A 19,575-nucleotide genomic window follows, 5' to 3' on the forward strand; every position below is an offset into this window, starting at 1 on the left:
GTTCCGCTGCGAAGCCCAGCCAAACCCCACTGAGGAGGATTCAGGCGCCGGATTCCCGCCCATGGGGTCCGGCGTCCCTCCCATGAAACACCGCTCCCTGTAGGACACTTCACCGACCGCATGCCGACGGCCATCGGTAGGGCTCAGGCGGGCGGCCGGCCGATCAGCGGGAACTCACCGGCGCGCAGGCGCGCCTCCAGCGGGTTCAGCCCGATCGCCTGGACGCGGACAAGAACCTCGGTCGGCAGGGGCCGGGGCTCGGGCCCGTCCACGATGGTGAGCACCTCGGGACCGCCGAGCGCCTGCTGGGTGCCACGCCTACGCCGAGGTGCCTCCCCGCGTCGAGTACGAGCTCACCCCGCTCGGGGCGACGCTGATCGATCCGATCCACGTGCTGACCGAGTGGGCGCGGGCGAACGGCGACGCAGTACTCGATGCGCTCGACGCCGATCCCGCCCCGGTCGCCCCTAGCGACTGAGGCCAGATCTCGGGTGTCGCACGCCTCAGCCCGAGCGACGGGGACGACGAGGACACCGTGCCCCGAGCCACCTGCATCACACTGAGCCTGCTCGCCCGGCGCATCGAACAGCACACCCGGCAGATCGACGAGCTGAGCGCCTGACCCGGCTCGTCGAACGTCACGCCCCGCAGCTGCTCACACCGGTGGGCATCGGTCCGGACAGCGCCGTCACCCTCCTGATCGCGATGGGAGACAATCCCGAGCGGCTGAGCACCGAGGCGTCCTTCGCCGCGCTGTGCGGAGTCAGCCCCATCGAATACTCCTCGGGCCGCCGGAGCTCGCGCCGGCTCAACCACGGTGGCGACCGACAGGCGAATGCCGCCCTGCACCGCATCGTGTTCACCCGGCTGCGCTTCGATCCCCGCACCCAGGAGTACTACGAACGCCGCACCCGGGAGGGCAAGACCCGTCGTGAGATCATCCGATGCCTCAAGCGATATGCCGCCCGCGAGGTCTTCAACCTGGTCAGACCGGTATCCACCGGCCTCCTGTTATAGGGGCGTCCGTATGGCCACCGTTGATCATCGGTGTGTGAAGACTGAAGATCATGCGGCGGCCGTGGGTCACAGCGTAGACCTGCCCGCTGACAGGAGGCGTTCGAGGTCCTGATGGGGCGGATTGCGGGCCGATTCGCGCGGGTTGAGCCCGATCGGTGAGTTTTCCAAGTCAGCAGGCCGCTGACCGTGGGAGGGCACTGATTCCCAGCCGGTAGTCCGGGCCAAGGCCCGCCATTCGCTGGCGCCGTTGGTGAATGCTGAAGGCTGACCGTGATGTCGACTGTGGGATGGGGGAGCAGATGGACCTGGTGCGGATCCGGAGCCTGATCGAGGATGTGATGGTTACGCTGTACCAGCGCTACGGTCACAAAGACTTGCCGACGGTGTGTGAGCGTCTCGGCCTTCCGGCTCCTCCACCCGATGATGGCCTGGCGACGAAGCATACGCGCCTGTCGGCCAGCCTGAATGCTTGCCCGGACAGTCGACTGCCGCAGGTTGCTGAAGCGGTCGTCGACAGCGAGCCTCTGCACGCTGGCGAGCGGATTGCGTTGGAGGACGTGCTGTGGCTCGGACGCCACTACATCGAAGTCCCTGCCCGGACAAGGCGTGAGCTTGCCAGAGACCTCGATCTGTCCGACCATCTCCGCTACCCGGACCGCTTCCTTGCCCTACTGGGCCGACTATGGGATCTGGGCGAGGACGACTTCGACGTATGGGGTCCGCACAACGGCACCCTGCGCCATGACATCGAGCGCCACGTGGTCAGATTTCCGGGGGACTGGTCGACCGAGGACCTCTTCGAGAACCTCGGCGCGTTCGAGGCCACACACCCTCGCTTCCAACGCTTCCTTGAAGGGCTGGCCTCCTCCACGGCCCTGTCCGACGAGCAGGCCCAGCGTCGCGTCGTTGAGCTGGCCAACCGTCACCTGAAGCCTCTAGGCGCGCAACTGCGGCAGGAGGGAGAGGAAGGCGGCTATCCGTTGTACGTCCTCGTCCAGCCTGGCCGGGGTACTGCCCGGCGGCCGCGCAACCTCATTTTTGCCACACTGGGGAAGCCGGACATCCGTTTCACCAGCGCGCTCGACAACGACATTGAGGTTGCCGAACGAGCCGATCAAGTGCTGGTGTACGACCGGACTGTAGGGCAGGACGGACTGCTCTGGCGGGACCTGCTGTCCTGGTGGCAGGAGGCTCGCAACAGCACCGACGCGGCCCAGGCGGGCCGGTCCTTGTACCGTCGCATGGCAGCCTCCCTGCCGCGGGAGTCGAAGGGGCAGCACAACCTTCTGGATCTACCACAGCATCTACCGGAGCCACCTGAGTGACGTGCCGGCTCTCCTGCCGGAGATATGGCTGCACTGGGACCCCAAGACCGTACGCGAGCGCGGTGAGCGGGCCCTGCAGAACCTGCGTATGGACTTCCTTATGCTCCTGCCCGGGAGCAAGCGGGTGGTGCTGGAAGTGGACGGCATCCAGCACTACACCCGCAACCACGGCACAGTCCCAGACAGCACGAAGTACGCCGAGGCCATGGCTGGCGACCGGGACTTGAGGTTTCGCGGCTACGAGGTATTCCGGTTCGGCCACGACGAACTACGTGACCGTGACGCCGCCCAGCCATTGCTCATTGACTTCTTCCGCCAGCTCCTGAACCACCCGCCGGACAGCAGTGCGTGAAGCACCAGAAACCTGCCCGCTGGCCGCTGGTACGCCGCTACACCCAGCGCCCCCCGATCGCTGACAGCTGCTCCACTCGCCCTGGAGACAGTGTTGCGGCTCGGGAGCGCTGGTTGCTCACCCAGGCGCCGAGTCGGACTGCGAAATCGTCCGATGCCTCAAACGCTACGCTGCCTGGGAGGTCTTCCACCTGGTCAGGCCCGTACAGTCCTGGCCCCCGTCATAGGGGCTGTGTGATAGCAGGTGAGAGGTGAGGAACCCCCGCTGGCTTGCTCCGGTGGGGGTTCGTTGTGCGGGGGGCTTGCGGTGGCGTTCCGTCACGGCAGCTGTAGATCGTGATCTTTGAGGTACGGCTGAACGTGTCCCGCCGCCTTCCGCTCTCCGCCCCACCAGCCCGGGGCCCGCTGCGGCCTGATCGGCTTCATGACCGCTGCAGGCCCGTGATGGGTGACGGCCGCCCCGTTGTGGCAGGAAGCTCTGAGCTGTGCTCTGCGGCCGCCGGCTTTCTCTGTGAAACGCCGTGCGATAGGCAGCCGGGGTGACACCGTAGGTGCGGGTGAACCATCGGGTGAGATGGGCCTGGTCGGGGAAGCCGGCCTCGGCGGCCGCCTCGATGGCGTCGTGCCCTCGGCCAGGAGTACGCGGGCGCGGCGCAACCGCAGATCGCGTTGGTAGTCGCTGGGGGCGAAGCCATACGCCGCGCGGAAGCCCCGGTGCAGCGTGAAGTGACTGCATCCGGCCACCCGGGACAGCTCGTCGGCGGTGATGTTCTCGGCGAATTGCTGCCGTAGCAGACCGCGGGCCCGGGCTATGGCGGCTCGGTCTACCCGGCCCTGCCGGTCCGGCAGGGTTGCCGGCCGCGTGGCGGCATGGCGGGTCAGGGCCGGGTTGTCCACCACCGGGTGGCGAAGAGGGACAGCCCGGCGCTGCCGGGAGCCGCGTCGGCGAGAACCTCCCGGACAAGATTTTCACCGAGGTGCAGCATCCGGTAGCGGTAGCCGTGGTGGACGGCCGACTGTCCGGGGCGACCCCGTAAGCAGGACCGTCGTGGTGAAACTCAGCGACTACGGGGACCAACAAGACGAACAGGAGACCTTCGACGCCGTGCGCACCATCGCCCAGACCGGCTGACCTGCGCCTGCCTTGCTGCCACGGGCACCCCCACACCTATCTGCGCGAGTTCTAAGATCGCCGTGTGATCAACGGTGGACACGTCATCATTTACAGCCGCGACGCGGAAGCCGACCGGATGTTCTTCAGGGATGTGCTGGATTATCCGCACGTTGATGCGGGCGGCGGCTGGCTGATTTTTAAGCTGCCGCCGGCCGAGCTCGCCATGCATCCCACCCAGGGCCCGGAGTCGCATGAGTTCTACTTCATGTGCGATGACGTCGAAGCGACCATGCAGGAACTGACCGCGAAAGGGGTCGAGTTCACGCAGCCGGTTACGGATGCCGGCTGGGGCCGGCTGACCAGGTTCCGGCTGCCGGGTGGCAGTGAGGTAGGCATGTACGAGCCCCGCCACGAGCGGGCCACCGACCTTTGAGACACCCACCATCCGGGGCTGCCGGGGCCGCTTGAGATCGGCGTCACAGCCGGACGGTGACCAGGGCGATGTCGTCGCCGGCTCCGCCGGTGACGCCGAGACGGGTGAGCAGGGCGTCGGCCAGGCGTTCGGGACTGAGCCGGGTGTCCTTGGAGAGGGCGTCTGCCAGGCGGGTCAGGCTGGTGTCGATGTCCTCGTCTCGGCGTTCGATGAGCCCGTCGGTGTAGAGCACGAGAGTGTCGCCGTGGTCGTAGGGCAGGCTGGCTTGCGGGCGAGGGACCTGCTGGGGGCGGGTGCCCAGCGGTGGGTCGGTGGCCTGGTCCAGCCACTGGCAGGTGCCGTCGGGATGCAGCACACGGGCGGCAGGTGGCCGGCGCTGCTGTAGTCGATCCGGCGGCTGTCAGTGTCGATCACTGCCTTGACGACGGTGGTGGCCAGCGCCCCCTCGACCGAGCGCGCATACAGGTCCAGTACCTCCAGCGCCTTTGCGGACCCCTCGACCGCCCGGGCGGCGGCGCTCAGGGCGCTGCGGAGCATGCCCATGACGGCGGCGGCTTCCAGGCCGTGGCCGACGACGTCGCCGACCGCCACCGTGAAGCGGCCTTCGGGCAGGTCGACCACGTCTTACCAGTCGCCGCACACGTTCAGCGAGCCGATGGCCGGCCGGTAGCGCACGGTGACGTTCCCGTGCCGGGCTAGGTCCGGGGAGTGGAGCATTGCTTCCTGCAGGGTGATGGCGACCTGGCGTTCGCGGGCGTGCGCCATGCGCAGTTCCTCGTTCAGCTGCTGCAGCGCACGCGCTCGGGCGTACAGCTCGGCCTCCATGGCCTCCTCGCGCTCACTCAGCTTCCCGCCCGGCCGTCGGTGGCGGGAGCGGACGAAGGCGGTCACGTCCTCCACCCGCAGCAGGATCCACGCCACCGACCCGTCCGGCCCCAGAACGGGGGTGTTGATGGGGGACCACCAGCGCTCCTCGAAGGCCCCCGGCCGGTGGGCGACGGGGATGTCGTACTTCTGCGGCGCCAGTGTGTCGCGCTCGCCGAAGGCCAGGACCCGGTGCAGCGAGGCGTCGAGATTCTGCACCCCGTCGGAGTCGGGGTCTGCGGGGTTGTCCGGGAAGGCGTCGAAGATGTACTGCCCCACCAGGTCACTGCGGATGCGGCCGGTCGCCTCCAGAGCGGCCTGGTTGACGTCGACGATCACCAAGTCCGGGTCCAGCACCAGACAGGGACTCGGCGTGGCGGCGAACAGCGCCGCGTGATCGATCTCCGGTGTGGTCACAGGCTCCCTGCCCGTCCCTTCCCCGGCCCTCACTCATCAATCTACGAGGCACCCGACGCCCGCGCTCGGCGCGACGCCACCATCCGCCCGTCCCCACTGATGCCTCAGCGGGAATCGAACCCGCGCTCTGAGCTTGGGAGTCCCGTGATCCATGAGCGGGTTCGTGCAGGTCGGGCGGGTGGATGGTCCTGCGGCATGCCGTCGGGGGCGGTGAGATCTGCACCTGTGTTGACGGCTGCGGACCGTTCTTACTGGTGCGCGGCGGGGCCGAGCATATCTACGGGCTCAGCCTCGCCGCCGTCATTGCGCAGACGAATCACTGCGTTACGGGGGGCTTACGGCAAGAGTTTGGCGCGACGTGACGACCGTACGGCCGGCCAGCGCGGAGGCAGCCGGCCGTCCCGCGCGGGAGTCCTGTCCCCCTTATCGGGAGCTCTGGTGGTCGTCCGTGGCGCCGCGCCACTCGATCAGGAGGAGAGTTGCATCGTCCGTGGTGATTCCGCCTCGTTCCCGCATGAGGGTGTGGGAGAGGGAGCGGACCACCGTCCGTACTTCGGTCCCGGTGCGCGCGATGCGGTCCACCCAGTCGGTGAGCTGTGCTTCGCCGAACTCCTCCCCGCCGGTTTCGTGCTCCTCGATCAAGCCGTCCGTGAAGCACAGGACGCGGTCGCCCGGCTCCAGGGCCAGGTTGCTGATCCGGGGTTCCTGACCGCCGAAGCCGACCGGCAGGGTGGTCGGGCTGTGGAGCTGCCGGATGGCGTGCTGTCCCCGGATGAGCAGGGGCGCGGGATGTCCCGCGTTGACCCACTGAAGGTGCCCGGTCGCCGTGTTGAGCCGCATCATCTGGGCAGTCACGAAGTGGTCGGGGCCGAACTGGCCGGCGATCGCCCGGTCCATGAACGCGTAGATCTCGGACAGCCCGATGCTGATGCGCCGGGCGTGCCGGTAGGCGCCGATGGCCACCGTGGCCATCGTGGCGGCGTCCAGACCGTGGCCCATCGCGTCGACCACGGCCACGTGCAGGATGTCGCCGTTGAGGGCGTAGTCGAAGCTGTCACCCGCGACGTCGTACGCGGGCTCCAGCATCCCGGCCACCGCGACCCGCGGCACGGACATCGCCAGCGGTGGCAGGACCGACCACTGGATCTCCGCGGCGACGCTCATCGGTTCCCTGCGCCGGACCCGGAAGAACAGATCGGTGTAGCCATGCTTGGTCACCAGCATGTCGGCCACCAGAGCCGCGATCCTGCGCAGCAGCCGCCGGTCGTCGTCGTCGACGGCGTCCAGGGTGATGGCCACGACGCCTACGTGGTGCCCGCCGTCCAGCAGCGGCAGGTAGACCCGCACACCGTCGGCCTGCTCCACCTCCACGCGACGCCCGTCCAGAAAGGCCCGGCCGGCGTCGGAATCGTCGATCGGCTGCGGCTCACCGGCCATCAGCCCCTCGCCGGGCACCGGCACCAGCACCAGCTGTCCGTAGTCCTGCAGCAGGATCGCGATCTCGCGGCCGCCGAGCCTGCCCACCTGTTCCGCGATCAGCGGACCGAGCAGATGCGGCGGAGACCCGTGCCCCTGGTCCAGCAAGGCCCCCAGAAGTTGCTCCCCGAACCCTTCCGCCCGGCCCGGGCCCCCTGTCCGGGGCCGGCGTTCACCTCCGGCCATCGCCGGCCCCTTGCCGACAGTCTGTAGGGGTGGTGCCCGCGGTGGCGCGGGCCATACGAGGTCGGACGTTCTCAGGAATTCCCTTGAAGGATGTGCGCAAATGAACTCCCGGCATGGCAGTGATCGATGAGAGCAGCGTGCAACGGTTGTCGGATCTGCCTGATCCATTGCTCCGCAGGCGGCATGTCACGCGAGAAATCCGCGAGGGATCTATCGTCATGGTATGAGCGTGTTCATCAAGCTGGTGGAGAACCGGCCCCCCAAGGAATACGCGGAGCTGGCCGCTGCAGATATCTCCTACGACGACATCACCGAAGGTGAGTCGGCCGCCACGTACGAGTACGACCTGCTTCCGAGCGGCGCATTGCGGATCCTCAGGGTGACCAAAGGCGAAGCCGCTGTCGTCGATTCGATCTACGCTCCGGGACTCTGGTTCCGTGTCGAGGGGCAGTGGCGCGGTAATACGGAATAGCAAGAACTCTGCCGGTCGCCGGGCGCTGTCGGCTGCTGAGTCCGGTCGTCGGTGCTTGAGGTCCGAGCAATGTGCTCATCCTTCGTGTCAGCCTACGGAATAACGTCGGAAACTACCTGCAGGTGTACCGTGGATTGTGGGTTGCGCACTCTCACGTGTTGCGCCTGAAAGGACGGCCCCGGCGGTTTCACCGGGGCCGTTTCGGGATTCACGCCGAGCGTGCTGGCGCGGTCTCACGGGCGCCATGGCCGCCCTCGGAGTCCCAGACCGCTTCTCGGGCTTGGTCGGCTTCTGTCATGATCCGTTGGTATTCGGCCCTCTCCAGCAGATCACTCGCTGTGTGGCTGCGCAGCGGACCGGTAGCCGCGGTCATCAGCCACGCGGCGATGGCCGGATCCGTCTGCGGCGGAATCACCAGCAGGTCCCAGCGGCCGACGGTGTAGGAGAGCAACAACAGCTTGTGGGGGTCTTGCTCGGCCTTGAACCAGCCGACCCTCACCACATGCCCGTCAACGGGCACCTTCCGTGGGATGACCGGCCACAGGGTCGGGTTCACCGTGACATGGGTGATGCGCCCCCAAAGGGGATCCAGCACCGCGGTCAACGCAGGAAGTTCCGCCGCCAGGTCGCGGGAGCGGGGCCACCAGGCACCGTCCAGAAGAGCACCAGAGGTGTCCGTCGAGGCGAGCGCGAGACGCAGCGGCAGCGAAAAGGTCCGCTCCTCGACCGCCGGCATATACAGAATGGTCGCGGTCATGACGCGGACCTGTCCCCGGGCCGGTGTGCACCGGCCCGGTGTTGTGAATCGCCGAGAACGACAGGAGCTTAGAAACTCTTATGCGAAATGTCCTCGGTAATTCCAGGGTACTCCCGGATACAGCCCGCCGGACGGTTTCGGGGTGACGGATATCAGAGCCTTCTGACGTCGCCCGCGCTCATCGGCATATGGTCTGTCGCAGGCTGCCGCTACAGGAATGCGGCAGTACGGAACGTGTTGCGAATCATGGGAATCGAGTCCCGGTCGCGGGTGTAGTAAAGCCTGTTTTGGCAGACTCGGCGGGAAGGGGCCCGAAGGTCGTCTCCGTCACGAGGAGGGCGTTGGACAGGTCGATCAGCCGCTGGACTTAGCTGCCGGCGTTCGCGTTCAGCAGGCGTCACCGTGTGACGCCTGCCTGTGACGCGATCGGGGACTTTCCCGACCGGAGCCCGGGGCCGGCCAAGTGCGACCGAGCGCTCGACCTGGCCCGTGAGTGCTTCAGGTGGCTCGGCTGAGCGTGAGAGTTGGCCCGGTGTCCCGTCTCATGCGACCTTGCCTCCGTCTCATCCGACGTTGTCCGATTCGCCCATGGTGGGCCGTTGACGGGGTGTAACTGGACCGGTCTGATGGGATTCTCGTGATCAGCCGGAAGCGTGGAGCAGGCGATCGCCTTAGCTCGGTATGTCCAGTCCAGGATCGCTGGCGAAGGTGACACACAGCCGTGAGGGAGACGTGACGTGGCTGTCCCATGGGGGCTCTTGATATCGACCGCAGGTGGCGTTGCCGCCACCATCGTGGGTGTCATCGCAGGCGGCATCGTCGGCCGCCGTAGTCAGAACCGGCAGTGGCTTCAGGAGTCGAGGACGGCCGCCTACGAGAAGTTCCTGCAGGCATTCGGCACCGTGGAGATGGAGCTCCGCCACGCGTTCCTCGACAAGCGCCGGCCTGCCGTCGTCTGGGAACCGTTCAACGCCGCGCTGCAATCGATGTGCCTGGTGGCAAGCCGGGAAGCCGTCACGGCGGCCGAGCAACTCTGCGACATCATCGAGGAGTTCACCATCCTCTTCCACGGCCGTCAGCCGACAGACCTCGAAGAGCTCCGGCCGATCCACAGCGGGTTGCACGAGGCGCACTTGAAGTTCGTCAACGCGGCTCGCCGCTCGCTCGATACGTCGCAGGAACACCTTGCCCGGACACTGGGCGGCCCGTCCCCATGGCACGGGGTCGAATCCTTCTATGCCCGAGGTGACGGACCCCCGGTGGGGAGTGAATAGCAGAAGATTCAGCGTGGGCGCCGAAAGGCACCACCGGCGCCGCTGGCAGCTCGGTCTTTCCGCCGACGCACAGCAGTCGAAGACGACTGACCGACAACATCAAGTGCGACAGCTCTATGGAAGTGCTGCTGGGAGACAACATCAACTGAGACTCGCCGAAGATCCGTCTCACCTGCCTTCGCCTCATCCCTGGTCACAGCCTCGGTCACCAGCAAGATCAAATGAGACGGGACGCCTGGCCCTCCGCAGGTTGGTCATGCGTCGGGGCGCGCGGAGATGGACAGCCAACCGGTGCAAGGCCGTCGTGGGCGGGGGCATCGTGTGAGGCGGGCGTGGATGGTCTTCCCCTGGCCGGGGCCGGGGGTGACGGTGATGTTGTCGGTGAGGCGGCGGATCATCTGCCATCCGAAGCCGCCGGTGCCGTCGTTGAGGTCGGGGGTACGTTCGCGCGGGGGCGCCGGGTTGAGGTCGCTGACGGTGACGTTCACCGCGTCGGTGGTGGCGCTGAGTTCGAGGATGTAGTGGCCGCCGCAGTGGCGCAGGGCGTTGGTGGCGAGTTCGGAGACCACCAGGGCCAGGGTTTCTGCGGTATGGGGGGTCAGGGCCGGGGCGAGGCTGTCGGCGAAAGCGCGGGCGACGTTGCGGGCGCGAGGGATGCCGGCGGGGCTGTCGTCTTCAAGGACGACAGGGGGCCTGGGGCCTGCCGTGCTGGTTGTCGTCGTGTCGTTCATGCGTTCACACCCCGCCGGGGTCGGTTGAACCGCCAGGCTCAGCGTGTGCCCGCTGGGCTGGTTCAGTTGTCTCCAGCTGGTGGACCTTCTTGCTGCCGCGTGACCGGACCGTCGGCCTCAACCGACGAGGTGGGCACGGTCAGTCATCGGCCAGGGCCGACGCGACCCCGACCGTCCCACCCGTCACCGTGATTCCAAGCCACCAGGGCGCAAGGAGACCGTGGCAGGCTCCTCGGTGCCCGGCGCGGGTGTCGAGGGAGCCGCGGGCTTGGGGCTGCCGGGCAGGAAGAGCGCCACGCCGAGTGTGGTGGCCACCAGCACGGCCGCCCCGACAACCAGGCTGATCCGCATCCCGGTCATGAAGTGGGCGGAGTCGGCGATCAGTGCACCGAGCAGGGCGACTCCGATCGCGCCGCCGAACTGCCGGGCGGCGCTGAGTACTCCGGATGCGAGGCCGGCCCGCTCGTGCGGCACCGACTCCAGCATCGCCGACGTCAACGGCGGGATCGCGAGTCCGCCGCCGATGCCGAGCGGCACCAGCAGGGCCAGCAGCAAGGGAGTGGGGGTGTCCCGACGGACGAGGAGCAAACCCAGGATGCCGACCGTCTGGATGACCTGGCCGAGGATCAGCGGGAGGCGTGGCCCGTACCTGTTGGTCAGCTTGCCGGCGAGCAGGTTGACCAGGGTGGTGAAGGCCGTCATCGGAAGGAACATCAGTCCCGCGGTGAGCGCTGAGGCTCCGCGGTGCTCCTGGAAGAAGATCGTGAAGACGAAGACCAGGCCGTAGTAGCCGAAGTTCAGGGCGAGACCCGCGCTGGTGCAGACGGCCACCGAGGGAATGCGGAACAACGTCAGCGGTACGGCAGGATCGCTCTGCCGGGACTCGACCAGGAGGAACGCGGTTCCGGCGAGTACGGCGACCAGGAAGCCGCAGATCGTCGTCGGGCTCGTCCACCCGCCCGACCCTCCGGTGATGACCGCGAACACCAGGGCCGCGAGGGCGAGTACGGCGGTGACCTGGCCGACCGGGTCCATCGGGGAGTGTCCTCGTGGGGAGCGGGGTGCCCGGAGCATGCCGACGAGTGCGAAGACGCCGACCGGCAGGTTCACGAAGAAGATCCACCGCCAGCCGAGCCCGGTGGTGAGCGCGCCGCCGACAACCGGGCCGGCCGCGACCGCCGCACCACCACCGGCGGTCCACAGTGCGATTGCGCGAGCGCGCTGGGCCGGGGAGTCGTACGCCTGGCGCACCAGGGCGAGCGAGGCAGGCATCATCACAGCGGCTCCGGCGCCCTGGATCGCCCGCGCAGCGATGAGCACAGTGAGGTTGGGTGCCAGCCCGCACAGTGCGGACATCAGGGTGAAGACGGACAGCCCGATCGTGAAGGCGCGGCTCGCGCCGATACGGTCGGAGATGGTACCGGCCGACAGGAGCAGGGCCGCGAAGAGCAGGGTGTACGCGGTGACCACCCACTGCAGTGCGGAGACCTGGCCGCCCCACTGCTGACCGATGCTCGGCAGGGCGACGTTGACCACGGTGGTGTCCAGCGTGATGACGAAGAAGGCCAGACAGGCAACCAGCACCGTGGACCGGAGACCCAGCCGGGGCCGGTTGCCGGTCGACTCGGGGCCGGACGGGGCGCTACCCCCCGCGTCGGCTGCAGTCTGCCCGCTCACAGCGTCCCTCCCAAGTGCGCAGGCGGCGACGTAAGGCAGTGGACGTCACCTGTCGCTTCGGTCCCTTCACCGGGGAGTGCCACCCCCTCGTCACGTACGTCACCGTTGCGGTCCATGGTTCTTCCTTCCAGGTCTTGCCGGTGCTCGGTGTGCTGCGAATCCCTCGCAGCCGGAACGGCCGGCGACTGAGTTACTTTCCACTCGTCTGCCACGCAGGGCAGTCGACGGGGCCGGCGGGGTACCGGCGGTGTGCGGATGCGGAGGCCGAGCCGCCCGGGAGTGTCACGCCCGGGGCTGCCACAGCTCCCGGCGAGACGGTCTCCCGGCAGGGGCTCTTCCCGGTCCCGCCTCAGCGTTCCGGGACACACCGCCAGGGCCTGACCGCCCGCTCCTCTCACTCCTCGTCGAAGTCGGTGCCCCGGCTGACCGCCTCCCAGGCGGCCGCCTCCTCGCCGGCGGACTTCAGCTGGGCGGCGATGGCGTCGGCGGCGTCGTTGCCGAGGGCCAGTCGCAGCGGGGTCTGCTCGGCGGCCAACGCGGTCAGGATCGCCGCGGCGGCCTTCTCGGGGTCCCCCGGCTGCTTGCCGTCGCTGTCCGGGAGCCCGGCGCGGACCGGGCCGACCGTCTCCTCGTACGCGCCCAGGGGCGCCGACTGCTGCAGCGCACCGCCGCCGGCGAACCCGGTCCGGAACGCCCCCGGCTCCACGACCAGCACCTTGATCCCGTGCGGGGCGACTTCCAGGGCCAGCGCCTCGGACAGCCCCTCCAGGGCGAACTTGGTGGCCGAGTAGGCGCCGACGCCGGGGAAGGAGAACCGGCCGCCCATGCTGCTCATCTGCACGACGGCGCCCGAGCTCTGACGGCGCATGTGCGGGAGTACGGCGCGGGTGAGCGCGGCGGGGCCGAAGAAGTGCAGGTCCATCAGGTCGCGGAGTTCGCGGTCGGTGGTCTCCTCGACGGCGCCGATCTGTCCGCGGCCGGCGTTGTTGACCAGTACGTCGATCCGCCCGTACCAGAGGATCACTTCGGCGACGACGGCGGTGATGCGGGCCGGGTCGGTGACGTCGAGGGCGACGGGGACGACGCGGCCGGGGTGCGCGGCGGCGAGTTCGTCGAGGGATTCGGGGCGGCGGACGGCGGCCACCACGGTGTCACCGGCGGCGAGGGCCGCCCGCGTGATCGCCTGCCCGAAACCGGAGTTGGCGCCGGTGATCAGCCAGACCTTGCCGGTTGCGGAGCGGGTGGGGGCGGCGGCGGGGGCAGCACCGGTGCGGGCGTTGTCGCTCATGGGGATCTCCAGGGTGGTTCCGGAAGCCGACCGGGCGCCGGTCGGCGAACACGGCCGGGGCGGTGTCCCGGCGTGCGTCTCCATTACGGCTGCCGCCCGGCCCCGCCGTCCAAGACAGAGATCAACACGACCCATAAAGAGCGTTTATCGCCGCTGGTTATGATCTCCCCATGGAGTTACGGCAGTTGAACTATCTCGTGGCCATCGCCGAGGAGGGGAACCTCGGCCGGGCGGCGGCGCGGCTGTACGTGAGCCAGCCGGCCTTGTCGTACGCGCTGCGGAAGCTGGAGGCGGAACTCGGCGTCGCCCTCTTCGAGCGGCACCCCGGCGGCGTGCACCAAACCTCTGCCGGGCGCGATGTGGTGGCCGAGGCGCGCCGGACCGTACGCCAGGCGGACCGTGTCGTCGCCGCGGCGGAACGCCACCGGTGCCAGGAGATGGCAGTGCTCCGGGTCGGCTTCGAGGCAAGCGGGGCGGGCGAGTTGACCACCCGGGCCAGGGCCGAGTTCGCCCGCCGCAATCCGGACGTCCGGGTGGAACCGAAGCGCTTCGACTGGGGCCAGGAGGCGGCCGCCCTGCGCGACGGCCGGGTGGACGTCGCCTTCGTCTGGCTGCCCGCCGATCTCGCCGACCTGCACGCCGAGGTGGTCCACACCGAACCCCGGGTCGTCGGCCTGCCCGTCGGGCACCCGCTGGCGGGGCGTAAGGGCATAGGCATCCTGGACGTCAAGGACGAGCCGCTGCTGTGGACGGAGCGGGCGCCACGCGACTGGGTCGACTGGTGGGCGGTGAACCCCAGACCGGACGGCTCCGCACCGCGCTGGGGCCCGAAGAACGACAACGTCGAGGAGATGCTGGAGCAGGTCGCCGAGGGCGCCGCGGTCTGCTTCGCCCCGGCGAGCATGGCCCTGTACTACGCCCGCCCCGACATGTCCTGGGTCCCGCTCACCGACGTCGAACCCCTGAGGGTCGCCCTGGCCTGGTACGACGGCGCGAGCAGCCCCCTCGTACGGGGTTTCGCCGAGGTGGTACGCGAACTCGCTGCCGCTCTGCGGGAGGACGGGGCTGGCAGGTCGGACGGAGAAAGCGCGGACGGCGCAGGTCCGGCCCCGGGATGAGGGCGGGCGGTGAAAGTCAACTCTCGCTGCTCGGCGGCACCTTGGGCACCTTGCCGTGGAACTTCGGTCAGTACGCCGCCACCTCAGCGAGCAGCAGCTTGTGCGCCGGCGCCTTGCCCATCCCCCACGCCCCCCGTACGGATAGGTCCGGCCCGGACTCACCGAACATGTAGCCACGCTCCGTCCCGCCTCCAACTGGGCGCACCACTTGGGCGGGTGGGCCAGCAGTTCGCTGTGGGTGGGGGCCGGTTTCTCGCGAGCGCGGTCCCGTCGCCGCGGCGAACACCGCATGCGTCCCGCACTCCACCAACGCCGCGACCCTCACCTGCGGATACGCGCTCCGCTGCTGCCCACGGCCCGATCCCGGACGGCCGAAGAACTCACCGTTGTCGCAGGTGTCGGGGACATCGACGACGGTGCCGTCCACCGCTACCAGCCGCCACCGGCGATACCAGGCACCAGGCGTCTCCCGTACCGCCACCGGCCGGCAGACACGCTCGAACAGCACCAATCGGGGGAGCGAGCGAGGAACTCGCGCAGCATCTACAGAGCTTGTCTGTCAACGCCGGTCATGAGTGAACGGGGAGTCGACTCATCGTCAGTCTGTCGAGGCCAGGTTGAGCACTGGTTCGGACGAAGCCTCCCGGGAATGGTCGGGAGATGCGGTTGTGCCGGGGGCAGTGGGACGGTTGTGCAGCACCGTTCTGGACGGGGGTCTGACTCATGAGATATATGACCGAAGTGTCTAGTCACGGGCATGTCGACTGCCGTTGCGCAATGGTGCCTGCTGTCACCGAGGCACAGGGCGTGTCCCCATAGGGGCCTTGCCATCGATCAGGCGCCATCACAGTCCAGACCGCCCATCCAGGCAGGTGCCAGCCATCCAGCACGTCACCACGCGGGAGGCGAACCGCCATGACATCCAGAAAGCGCAAGACGTCGGCCACCAGTACAGATCCTCCCACTCTGGGGGAGGTCGTCCTGGGGGTGGACACGCACGGCGAGGTCCATGTCGCCGCAGTGCTCTGCCCACTGGGCAAGATCCTGGGCACGAAGTCCTTTCCGGCCACGGCGGTCGGGTACCGGCGGCTGCTCGCCTGGGCCGGCAAGTTGGGGACGGTGCGCCGGGCCGGCGTGGAGGGCACCGGCACCTTCGGAGCGGGCCTGTCCCGCTACCTGCTGGCGCAGGACGTCGAGGTGTACGAAGTGAACCGGCCCGACCGCACGGCCCGCCGTCTGCGCGGGAAGTCCGACCCGCTCGACGCGCAGGCCGCTGCGCGGGCCGTGCTCAGCGGTCGCGCCACGGCGCGGGCCAAGACCGGCGACGGTCCGGTGCAGAGCGCCCGGATGTTCAAACTCGCCAAGGACTCCGCGGTCAAGGCCCGCACCCAGGCGATCAACCAGCTCAAGGCCGTCTTGGTCGTCGCCGACCCGGCCCTGCGGGAACGACTGTCGGGCCTGGGCAACCGCGAGCTGTTCCGCACCTGCGCACGCCTCAGCCCGAGCGACGGGGACACCGTGCCCCAAGCCACCCGCATCACACTGAGCCTGCTCGCCCAGCGCATCGAGCACCACACCCGGCAGATCGATGAGCTGAATCAGCGCCTGACCCGGCTCGTCGAACGCCACGCCCCGCAGCTGCTCACACCGGTGGGTATTGGCCCGGACAGCGCCGTCACCCTCCTGATCACGATGGGAGACAATCCCGAGCGGCTGAGCACCGAGGCGTCCTTCGCCGCCCTGTGCGGAGTAAGCCCCATCGAATACTCTTCGGGCCGCCGGAGCTCGCGCCGGCTCAACCACGGTGGCGACCGACAGGCGAATGCCGCCCTGCACCGCATCGTGTTCACCCGGCTGCGCTTCGACCCCCGCACCCAGGGGTACTACGAACGCCGCACCCGGGAGGGCAAGACCCGTCGTGAGATCATCCGTTGCCTCGAGCGATATGCCGCCCGCGAGGTCTTCAACCTGGTCAGACCGGCATCCACCGGCCTCCTGTCATAGGGGCGTCTGTGAGATCTGAGAGCGCGTAGGGGGTAAGTGAGACATCTGCACACCCTGCAAGGCCGCTTTGATGGGCCGGTAGACGCCCCGGTCCTGATCACGAGCAAGGCACCGGCGTCCGGCCCGGCGGATCATGGTGAGCTACGACGAGCCGGGTCATCCGGTTGTCCAGGTCGTCTAGGCGGTAGAGGTCCTGACCTGCGCAAACTCCGCTTCGGGCGTGGTTGGCGGGCGCACTCCGGCGGCTCTTCCTGACCCGGGCGTCAGGACGGCGTCAGAGGCCCGGTAGCGTGGCCGGGTGAGTGAGAAGACCCTGCAACACCGGATTGATGGCCCCGACGACGCCCCCGTACTCGTCCTCGGCGCCGCGCTGGGTACCACATGGCACATGTGGGACCGGCAGATCCCCGAGCTGACCCGCCACTGGCGGGTCATCCGCTTCGACCTGCCCGGGCATGGCGGTTCGCCCGCGCATGCGGCGGCCTCCATCGCCGAGCTGGCCGACCGGCTGATCGCCACCCTCGACGCCCTGGGGGTGGACCGCTTCGGTTACGCCGGGTGCAACATCGGCGGAGCCATCGGCACCCAGCTGGCGCTCACCCGCCCGCACCAGGTCACCTCGCTGGCGCTGGTGTCCACCTCGTCGCGCTACGGCACCGCCGACGCCTGGCGCCAGCGCGGTGTGGTCATCCGTACGAACGGGCTCGACCCGATCGCCCGCACCGCGCCCGAGCACTGGTTCACCCAGGGCTTCGCCGGTGCCCAGCCCGCGATCGTCGAATGGGCCGTCCAGATGGTGCGGACCACCGATCCCGGCTGCTACATCGCCGCCTGCGAGGCGCTGGCCTCCTACGACGTACGGTCCTCGCTCGGCCGGGTCGGGGTGCCCACGCTCGTCGTCGTCGGTTCCGAGGACCAGGTCACGCCGACCACCGACGCCCGCAGCCTGGTCGCCGGGATTCCTGATGCGAGCCTGGCGCTGGTGCCGGGCACGTCGCACCTGGTGCCCGTGGAGCAGCCCGCGGCCGTCACCGAACTCCTCATCCGGCACTTCAGCACCGCCTGGCACGACAAGCCGGGCCCCGGCGGCCAGACCGCTCTCGGTGCCGCCGCCCCCAAGCCGCAGCTCGCGCCCCCGCCGCCCCCGCAGGCGCCGCCCGCCGCCATAGAGTCCGGCCTCGCTCAGCCGGAGCAGGTCCGCGGGGCCACCTACGAGGCGGGCATCAAGGTCCGCCGCGAGGTGCTCGGCGACGCCCATGTCGACCGGGTCGAGGCCAACGCCGATGACTTCACCGGCGACTTCCACGACTTCATCACCCGCTACGCCTGGGGCGAGACCTGGACCCGGCCGGGCCTGGACCGCCGCACCCGCAGCATCATCACGCTCACCGCGCTGGTCGCCCGCGGCCACCACGACGAACTGGTCCTGCACGTCCGGGCGGCCCTGCGCAACGGCCTCACTCCCACGGAGATCAAGGAAGTACTGCTGCACACCGCCATCTACTGCGGTGTCCCGGCCGCCAACTCCGCGTTCGCCGTCGCCCAGCGGGTGATCCGGGAGGAGACCACGCCGGAGGCGTGAGGGCGGGGCAAGATGGCCCCATGGAACTCACGAAGAAGACGCACGCCTGTGTCCGGCTGGAGAAGGACGGGCGGGCCCTCGTCATCGACCCCGGTGTCTTCAGCGAAGCGGACGCGGCCGTCGGTGCGGACGCGATCCTCGTCACCCATGAGCACATGGACCACTTCAACGAGGAGCGGCTGCGGGCGGGCATGGAGGCCAACCCGGCGGCCGAGATCTGGACACCGGCCAGCGTCGCCGAGCAGCTGTCGGCCGCGTTCCCCGGCCGGGTGCACACGGTCGGCGAGGGGGACACCTTCACCGCCGCCGGGTTCGAGGTGGAGGTGCACGGCCAGCTGCACGCCGTCATCCACCCCGACATCCCGCGCGTCACCAATGTCGGCTTCCTCATCGACGGCGGCGCGGTCTTCCACCCGGGCGACGCCCTCACCGTCCCGGAGGGCCGTACGGTCGACACCCTCCTGCTGCCCGTGCACGCCCCCTGGAACAAGGTCGCCGAGGTGATTGATTACGTCCGGGAGGTCGCGCCGGGACGGGCCATCGATATTCACGACAGCCTGCTCCAGGACCATGCCCGGCCGATTTACGACTCCATGATCGACAAGCTGGGCGGCACCGATCACGGCCGGCTCGCGCCCGGCACCGGCACCTCACTCGGCTGACGGCCGGACTGTCAGACCCTCGCTGTAGGTTTACAGACATGCGCATCGCGACCTGGAACGTCAATTCGATCACCGCCCGCCTCCCGAGGCTGCTGGCCTGGCTGGAGAGCTCCGGCACGGACGTGCTGTGCCTCCAGGAGACCAAGTGCACCGCCGAGCAGTTCCCGCACGACGAGCTGCGCGAGCTCGGCTATGAGGCCGCGGTCAACGCCAACGGCCGGTGGAACGGTGTCGCCCTGCTGTCCAAGGTGGGGCTCGAAGACGTGGTCATGGGCCTCCCCGGCGGCCCGGACTACGACGGGGTGCAGGAGCCGCGGGCCGTCTCGGCGACCTGCGGCCCGGCCCGGGTGTGGTCGGTGTACGTCCCCAATGGCCGCGAGGTCGGTCATGCGCATTACGCCTACAAGCTCGGCTGGTTCGAGGCGCTGAAGACCGCGGTCGCCGAGGACGCGGCGGGCGCCCGCCCGTTCGCCGTCCTCGGCGACTACAACGTCGCACCGACGGATGAGGACGTCTGGGATCCGGCCGTGTTCGTGGACTCCACCCATGTCACGCCCGCCGAGCGCGCCGCCCTGACGGCGCTGCGCGAGGCGGGCCTGTCGGACGTCGTCCCGCGGCCGCTCAAGTACGACCGTCCGTACACCTACTGGGACTACCGCCAGCTCGCCTTCCCCAAGAACCGCGGGATGCGCATCGACCTGGTCTACGGCAACGCGCCGTTCGCCAAGGCCGTCTCGGACGCCTATGTGGACCGCGAGGAGCGCAAGGGCAAGGGCGCCTCGGACCATGCTCCGGTCGTCGTGGATCTCGACGTCCAGGGCTGAGCC

Annotated in this window: 18 protein-coding genes and 3 pseudogenes; 12 read left to right on the forward strand and 9 right to left on the reverse strand. The window is 68.9% G+C overall.

Features of this window, described 5'->3' with window-relative positions; all coding sequences use genetic code 11:
• Positions 1–149: 149 nt before the first annotated feature.
• Positions 150–284: pseudogene (locus CP981_RS31325) on the reverse strand (NADP-dependent oxidoreductase); the annotation flags it as partial.
• A 29-nt stretch (positions 285–313) separates the two neighbouring features.
• On the opposite strand from CP981_RS31325, the pseudogene CP981_RS31330 reads away from it, so the two are divergent.
• The 4 genes and pseudogenes from CP981_RS31330 to CP981_RS31345 all read left to right on the forward strand — a co-directional run.
• Positions 314–478, forward strand: a pseudogene (locus tag CP981_RS31330) (winged helix-turn-helix transcriptional regulator); the annotation flags it as partial.
• A 185-nt stretch (positions 479–663) separates the two neighbouring features.
• Complete coding sequence (locus CP981_RS31335; protein WP_244329871.1) at positions 664–1,017, forward strand: transposase; 354 nt, start codon at positions 664–666, stop codon at positions 1,015–1,017.
• A 254-nt stretch (positions 1,018–1,271) separates the two neighbouring features.
• Positions 1,272–2,342, forward strand: coding sequence for an AbiJ-related protein (locus tag CP981_RS31340; RefSeq protein WP_143658810.1), 1,071 nt, complete (start codon positions 1,272–1,274; stop codon positions 2,340–2,342).
• Position 2,343: 1 nt separating this feature from the next.
• Positions 2,344–2,694 (forward strand): hypothetical protein, encoded by a 351-nt coding sequence (locus tag CP981_RS31345; RefSeq protein ID WP_085922720.1) that lies wholly within the window; start codon positions 2,344–2,346, stop codon positions 2,692–2,694.
• A 37-nt stretch (positions 2,695–2,731) separates the two neighbouring features.
• Here CP981_RS31345 and CP981_RS39285 read toward each other — a convergent pair whose 3' ends face one another.
• The gene (locus CP981_RS39285) at positions 2,732–2,884 is read right to left on the reverse strand and encodes a helicase associated domain-containing protein (protein WP_280117046.1); all 153 of its coding nucleotides are present in this window, start codon (positions 2,882–2,884) and stop codon (positions 2,732–2,734) included.
• A 1,005-nt stretch (positions 2,885–3,889) separates the two neighbouring features.
• Between CP981_RS39285 and CP981_RS31360 the strand changes: the two genes are divergently transcribed.
• Complete coding sequence (locus CP981_RS31360; protein ID WP_085922719.1) at positions 3,890–4,240, forward strand: VOC family protein; 351 nt, start codon at positions 3,890–3,892, stop codon at positions 4,238–4,240.
• Positions 4,241–4,283: 43 nt separating this feature from the next.
• On the opposite strand, the pseudogene CP981_RS31365 reads toward CP981_RS31360, so the two are convergent.
• Positions 4,284–5,521: pseudogene (locus tag CP981_RS31365) on the reverse strand (PP2C family protein-serine/threonine phosphatase).
• 423 nt (positions 5,522–5,944) lie between these two features.
• A complete protein-coding gene (locus tag CP981_RS31370) occupies positions 5,945–7,183 on the reverse strand; it encodes a PP2C family protein-serine/threonine phosphatase (RefSeq protein ID WP_085922717.1) in 1,239 nt (412 codons plus the stop codon).
• 223 nt (positions 7,184–7,406) lie between these two features.
• Here CP981_RS31370 and CP981_RS31375 point away from each other — a divergent pair, with 223 nt between their 5' ends.
• Positions 7,407–7,655, forward strand: coding sequence for a hypothetical protein (locus tag CP981_RS31375; protein WP_244329872.1), 249 nt, complete (start codon positions 7,407–7,409; stop codon positions 7,653–7,655).
• A 208-nt stretch (positions 7,656–7,863) separates the two neighbouring features.
• On the opposite strand, the gene CP981_RS31380 is transcribed toward CP981_RS31375, so the two are convergent.
• Positions 7,864–8,412, reverse strand: coding sequence for a DUF5994 family protein (locus CP981_RS31380; RefSeq protein ID WP_085922716.1), 549 nt, complete (start codon positions 8,410–8,412; stop codon positions 7,864–7,866).
• 737 nt (positions 8,413–9,149) lie between these two features.
• On the opposite strand from CP981_RS31380, the gene CP981_RS31385 reads away from it, so the two are divergent.
• Positions 9,150–9,686, forward strand: a complete 537-nt coding sequence (locus tag CP981_RS31385; protein WP_085922715.1) for a hypothetical protein — start codon at positions 9,150–9,152, stop codon at positions 9,684–9,686.
• 254 nt (positions 9,687–9,940) lie between these two features.
• Here CP981_RS31385 and CP981_RS31390 read toward each other — a convergent pair whose 3' ends face one another.
• The 3 genes from CP981_RS31390 to CP981_RS31400 form a co-directional block, all read right to left on the reverse strand.
• The gene (locus CP981_RS31390; protein ID WP_085922714.1) at positions 9,941–10,417 is read right to left on the reverse strand and encodes an ATP-binding protein; all 477 of its coding nucleotides are present in this window, start codon (positions 10,415–10,417) and stop codon (positions 9,941–9,943) included.
• Positions 10,418–10,600: 183 nt separating this feature from the next.
• Positions 10,601–12,094, reverse strand: a complete 1,494-nt coding sequence (locus tag CP981_RS31395; RefSeq protein ID WP_158092611.1) for an MFS transporter — start codon at positions 12,092–12,094, stop codon at positions 10,601–10,603.
• 394 nt (positions 12,095–12,488) lie between these two features.
• Positions 12,489–13,382: an oxidoreductase gene (locus tag CP981_RS31400; protein ID WP_085922712.1), complete on the reverse strand. Its 894-nt coding sequence runs from the start codon at positions 13,380–13,382 to the stop codon at positions 12,489–12,491.
• A 170-nt stretch (positions 13,383–13,552) separates the two neighbouring features.
• On the opposite strand from CP981_RS31400, the gene CP981_RS31405 reads away from it, so the two are divergent.
• Positions 13,553–14,500: a LysR family transcriptional regulator gene (locus CP981_RS31405; RefSeq protein WP_085922711.1), complete on the forward strand. Its 948-nt coding sequence runs from the start codon at positions 13,553–13,555 to the stop codon at positions 14,498–14,500.
• A gap of 67 nt (positions 14,501–14,567) precedes the next feature.
• Here CP981_RS31405 and CP981_RS38250 read toward each other — a convergent pair whose 3' ends face one another.
• Positions 14,568–15,008, reverse strand: coding sequence for a hypothetical protein (locus tag CP981_RS38250; protein WP_208853008.1), 441 nt, complete (start codon positions 15,006–15,008; stop codon positions 14,568–14,570).
• 407 nt (positions 15,009–15,415) lie between these two features.
• On the opposite strand from CP981_RS38250, the gene CP981_RS31415 reads away from it, so the two are divergent.
• The 4 genes from CP981_RS31415 to CP981_RS31430 all read left to right on the forward strand — a co-directional run bounded on the left by CP981_RS31415 (position 15,416) and on the right by CP981_RS31430 (position 19,572).
• Complete coding sequence (locus tag CP981_RS31415) at positions 15,416–16,504, forward strand: IS110 family RNA-guided transposase (protein ID WP_244329873.1); 1,089 nt, start codon at positions 15,416–15,418, stop codon at positions 16,502–16,504.
• 298 nt (positions 16,505–16,802) lie between these two features.
• Positions 16,803–18,086 (forward strand): bifunctional 3-oxoadipate enol-lactonase/4-carboxymuconolactone decarboxylase PcaDC, encoded by a 1,284-nt coding sequence (gene pcaDC, locus CP981_RS31420; protein WP_085922709.1) that lies wholly within the window; start codon positions 16,803–16,805, stop codon positions 18,084–18,086.
• Between the two features lie 20 nt (positions 18,087–18,106).
• The gene (locus CP981_RS31425) at positions 18,107–18,748 is read left to right on the forward strand and encodes an MBL fold metallo-hydrolase (protein ID WP_085922708.1); all 642 of its coding nucleotides are present in this window, start codon (positions 18,107–18,109) and stop codon (positions 18,746–18,748) included.
• Positions 18,749–18,786: 38 nt separating this feature from the next.
• Complete coding sequence (locus tag CP981_RS31430; protein WP_085922707.1) at positions 18,787–19,572, forward strand: exodeoxyribonuclease III; 786 nt, start codon at positions 18,787–18,789, stop codon at positions 19,570–19,572.
• Positions 19,573–19,575: the final 3 nt, after the last annotated feature.

The organism is Streptomyces platensis, assembly GCF_008704855.1.
Lineage (GTDB): Bacteria > Actinomycetota > Actinomycetes > Streptomycetales > Streptomycetaceae > Streptomyces > Streptomyces platensis.

Excerpts from the sequence above, each read along its gene's own strand:
- CP981_RS31340 (WP_143658810.1), top strand. The coding sequence starts at position 1,272 with ATGCTGAAGGCTGACCGTGATGTCGACTGTGGGATGGGGGAGCAGATG.
- CP981_RS31370 (WP_085922717.1), bottom strand. The coding sequence starts at position 7,183 with ATGGCCGGAGGTGAACGCCGGCCCCGGACAGGGGGCCCGGGCCGGGCG.
- CP981_RS31375 (WP_244329872.1), top strand. The coding sequence starts at position 7,407 with ATGAGCGTGTTCATCAAGCTGGTGGAGAACCGGCCCCCCAAGGAATAC.
- CP981_RS31380 (WP_085922716.1), bottom strand. The coding sequence starts at position 8,412 with ATGACCGCGACCATTCTGTATATGCCGGCGGTCGAGGAGCGGACCTTT.
- CP981_RS31390 (WP_085922714.1), bottom strand. The coding sequence starts at position 10,417 with ATGAACGACACGACGACAACCAGCACGGCAGGCCCCAGGCCCCCTGTC.
- CP981_RS31400 (WP_085922712.1), bottom strand. The coding sequence starts at position 13,382 with ATGAGCGACAACGCCCGCACCGGTGCTGCCCCCGCCGCCGCCCCCACC.
- CP981_RS31405 (WP_085922711.1), top strand. The coding sequence starts at position 13,553 with ATGGAGTTACGGCAGTTGAACTATCTCGTGGCCATCGCCGAGGAGGGG.
- CP981_RS31415 (WP_244329873.1), top strand. The coding sequence starts at position 15,416 with ATGACATCCAGAAAGCGCAAGACGTCGGCCACCAGTACAGATCCTCCC.
- CP981_RS31425 (WP_085922708.1), top strand. The coding sequence starts at position 18,107 with ATGGAACTCACGAAGAAGACGCACGCCTGTGTCCGGCTGGAGAAGGAC.
- CP981_RS31430 (WP_085922707.1), top strand. The coding sequence starts at position 18,787 with ATGCGCATCGCGACCTGGAACGTCAATTCGATCACCGCCCGCCTCCCG.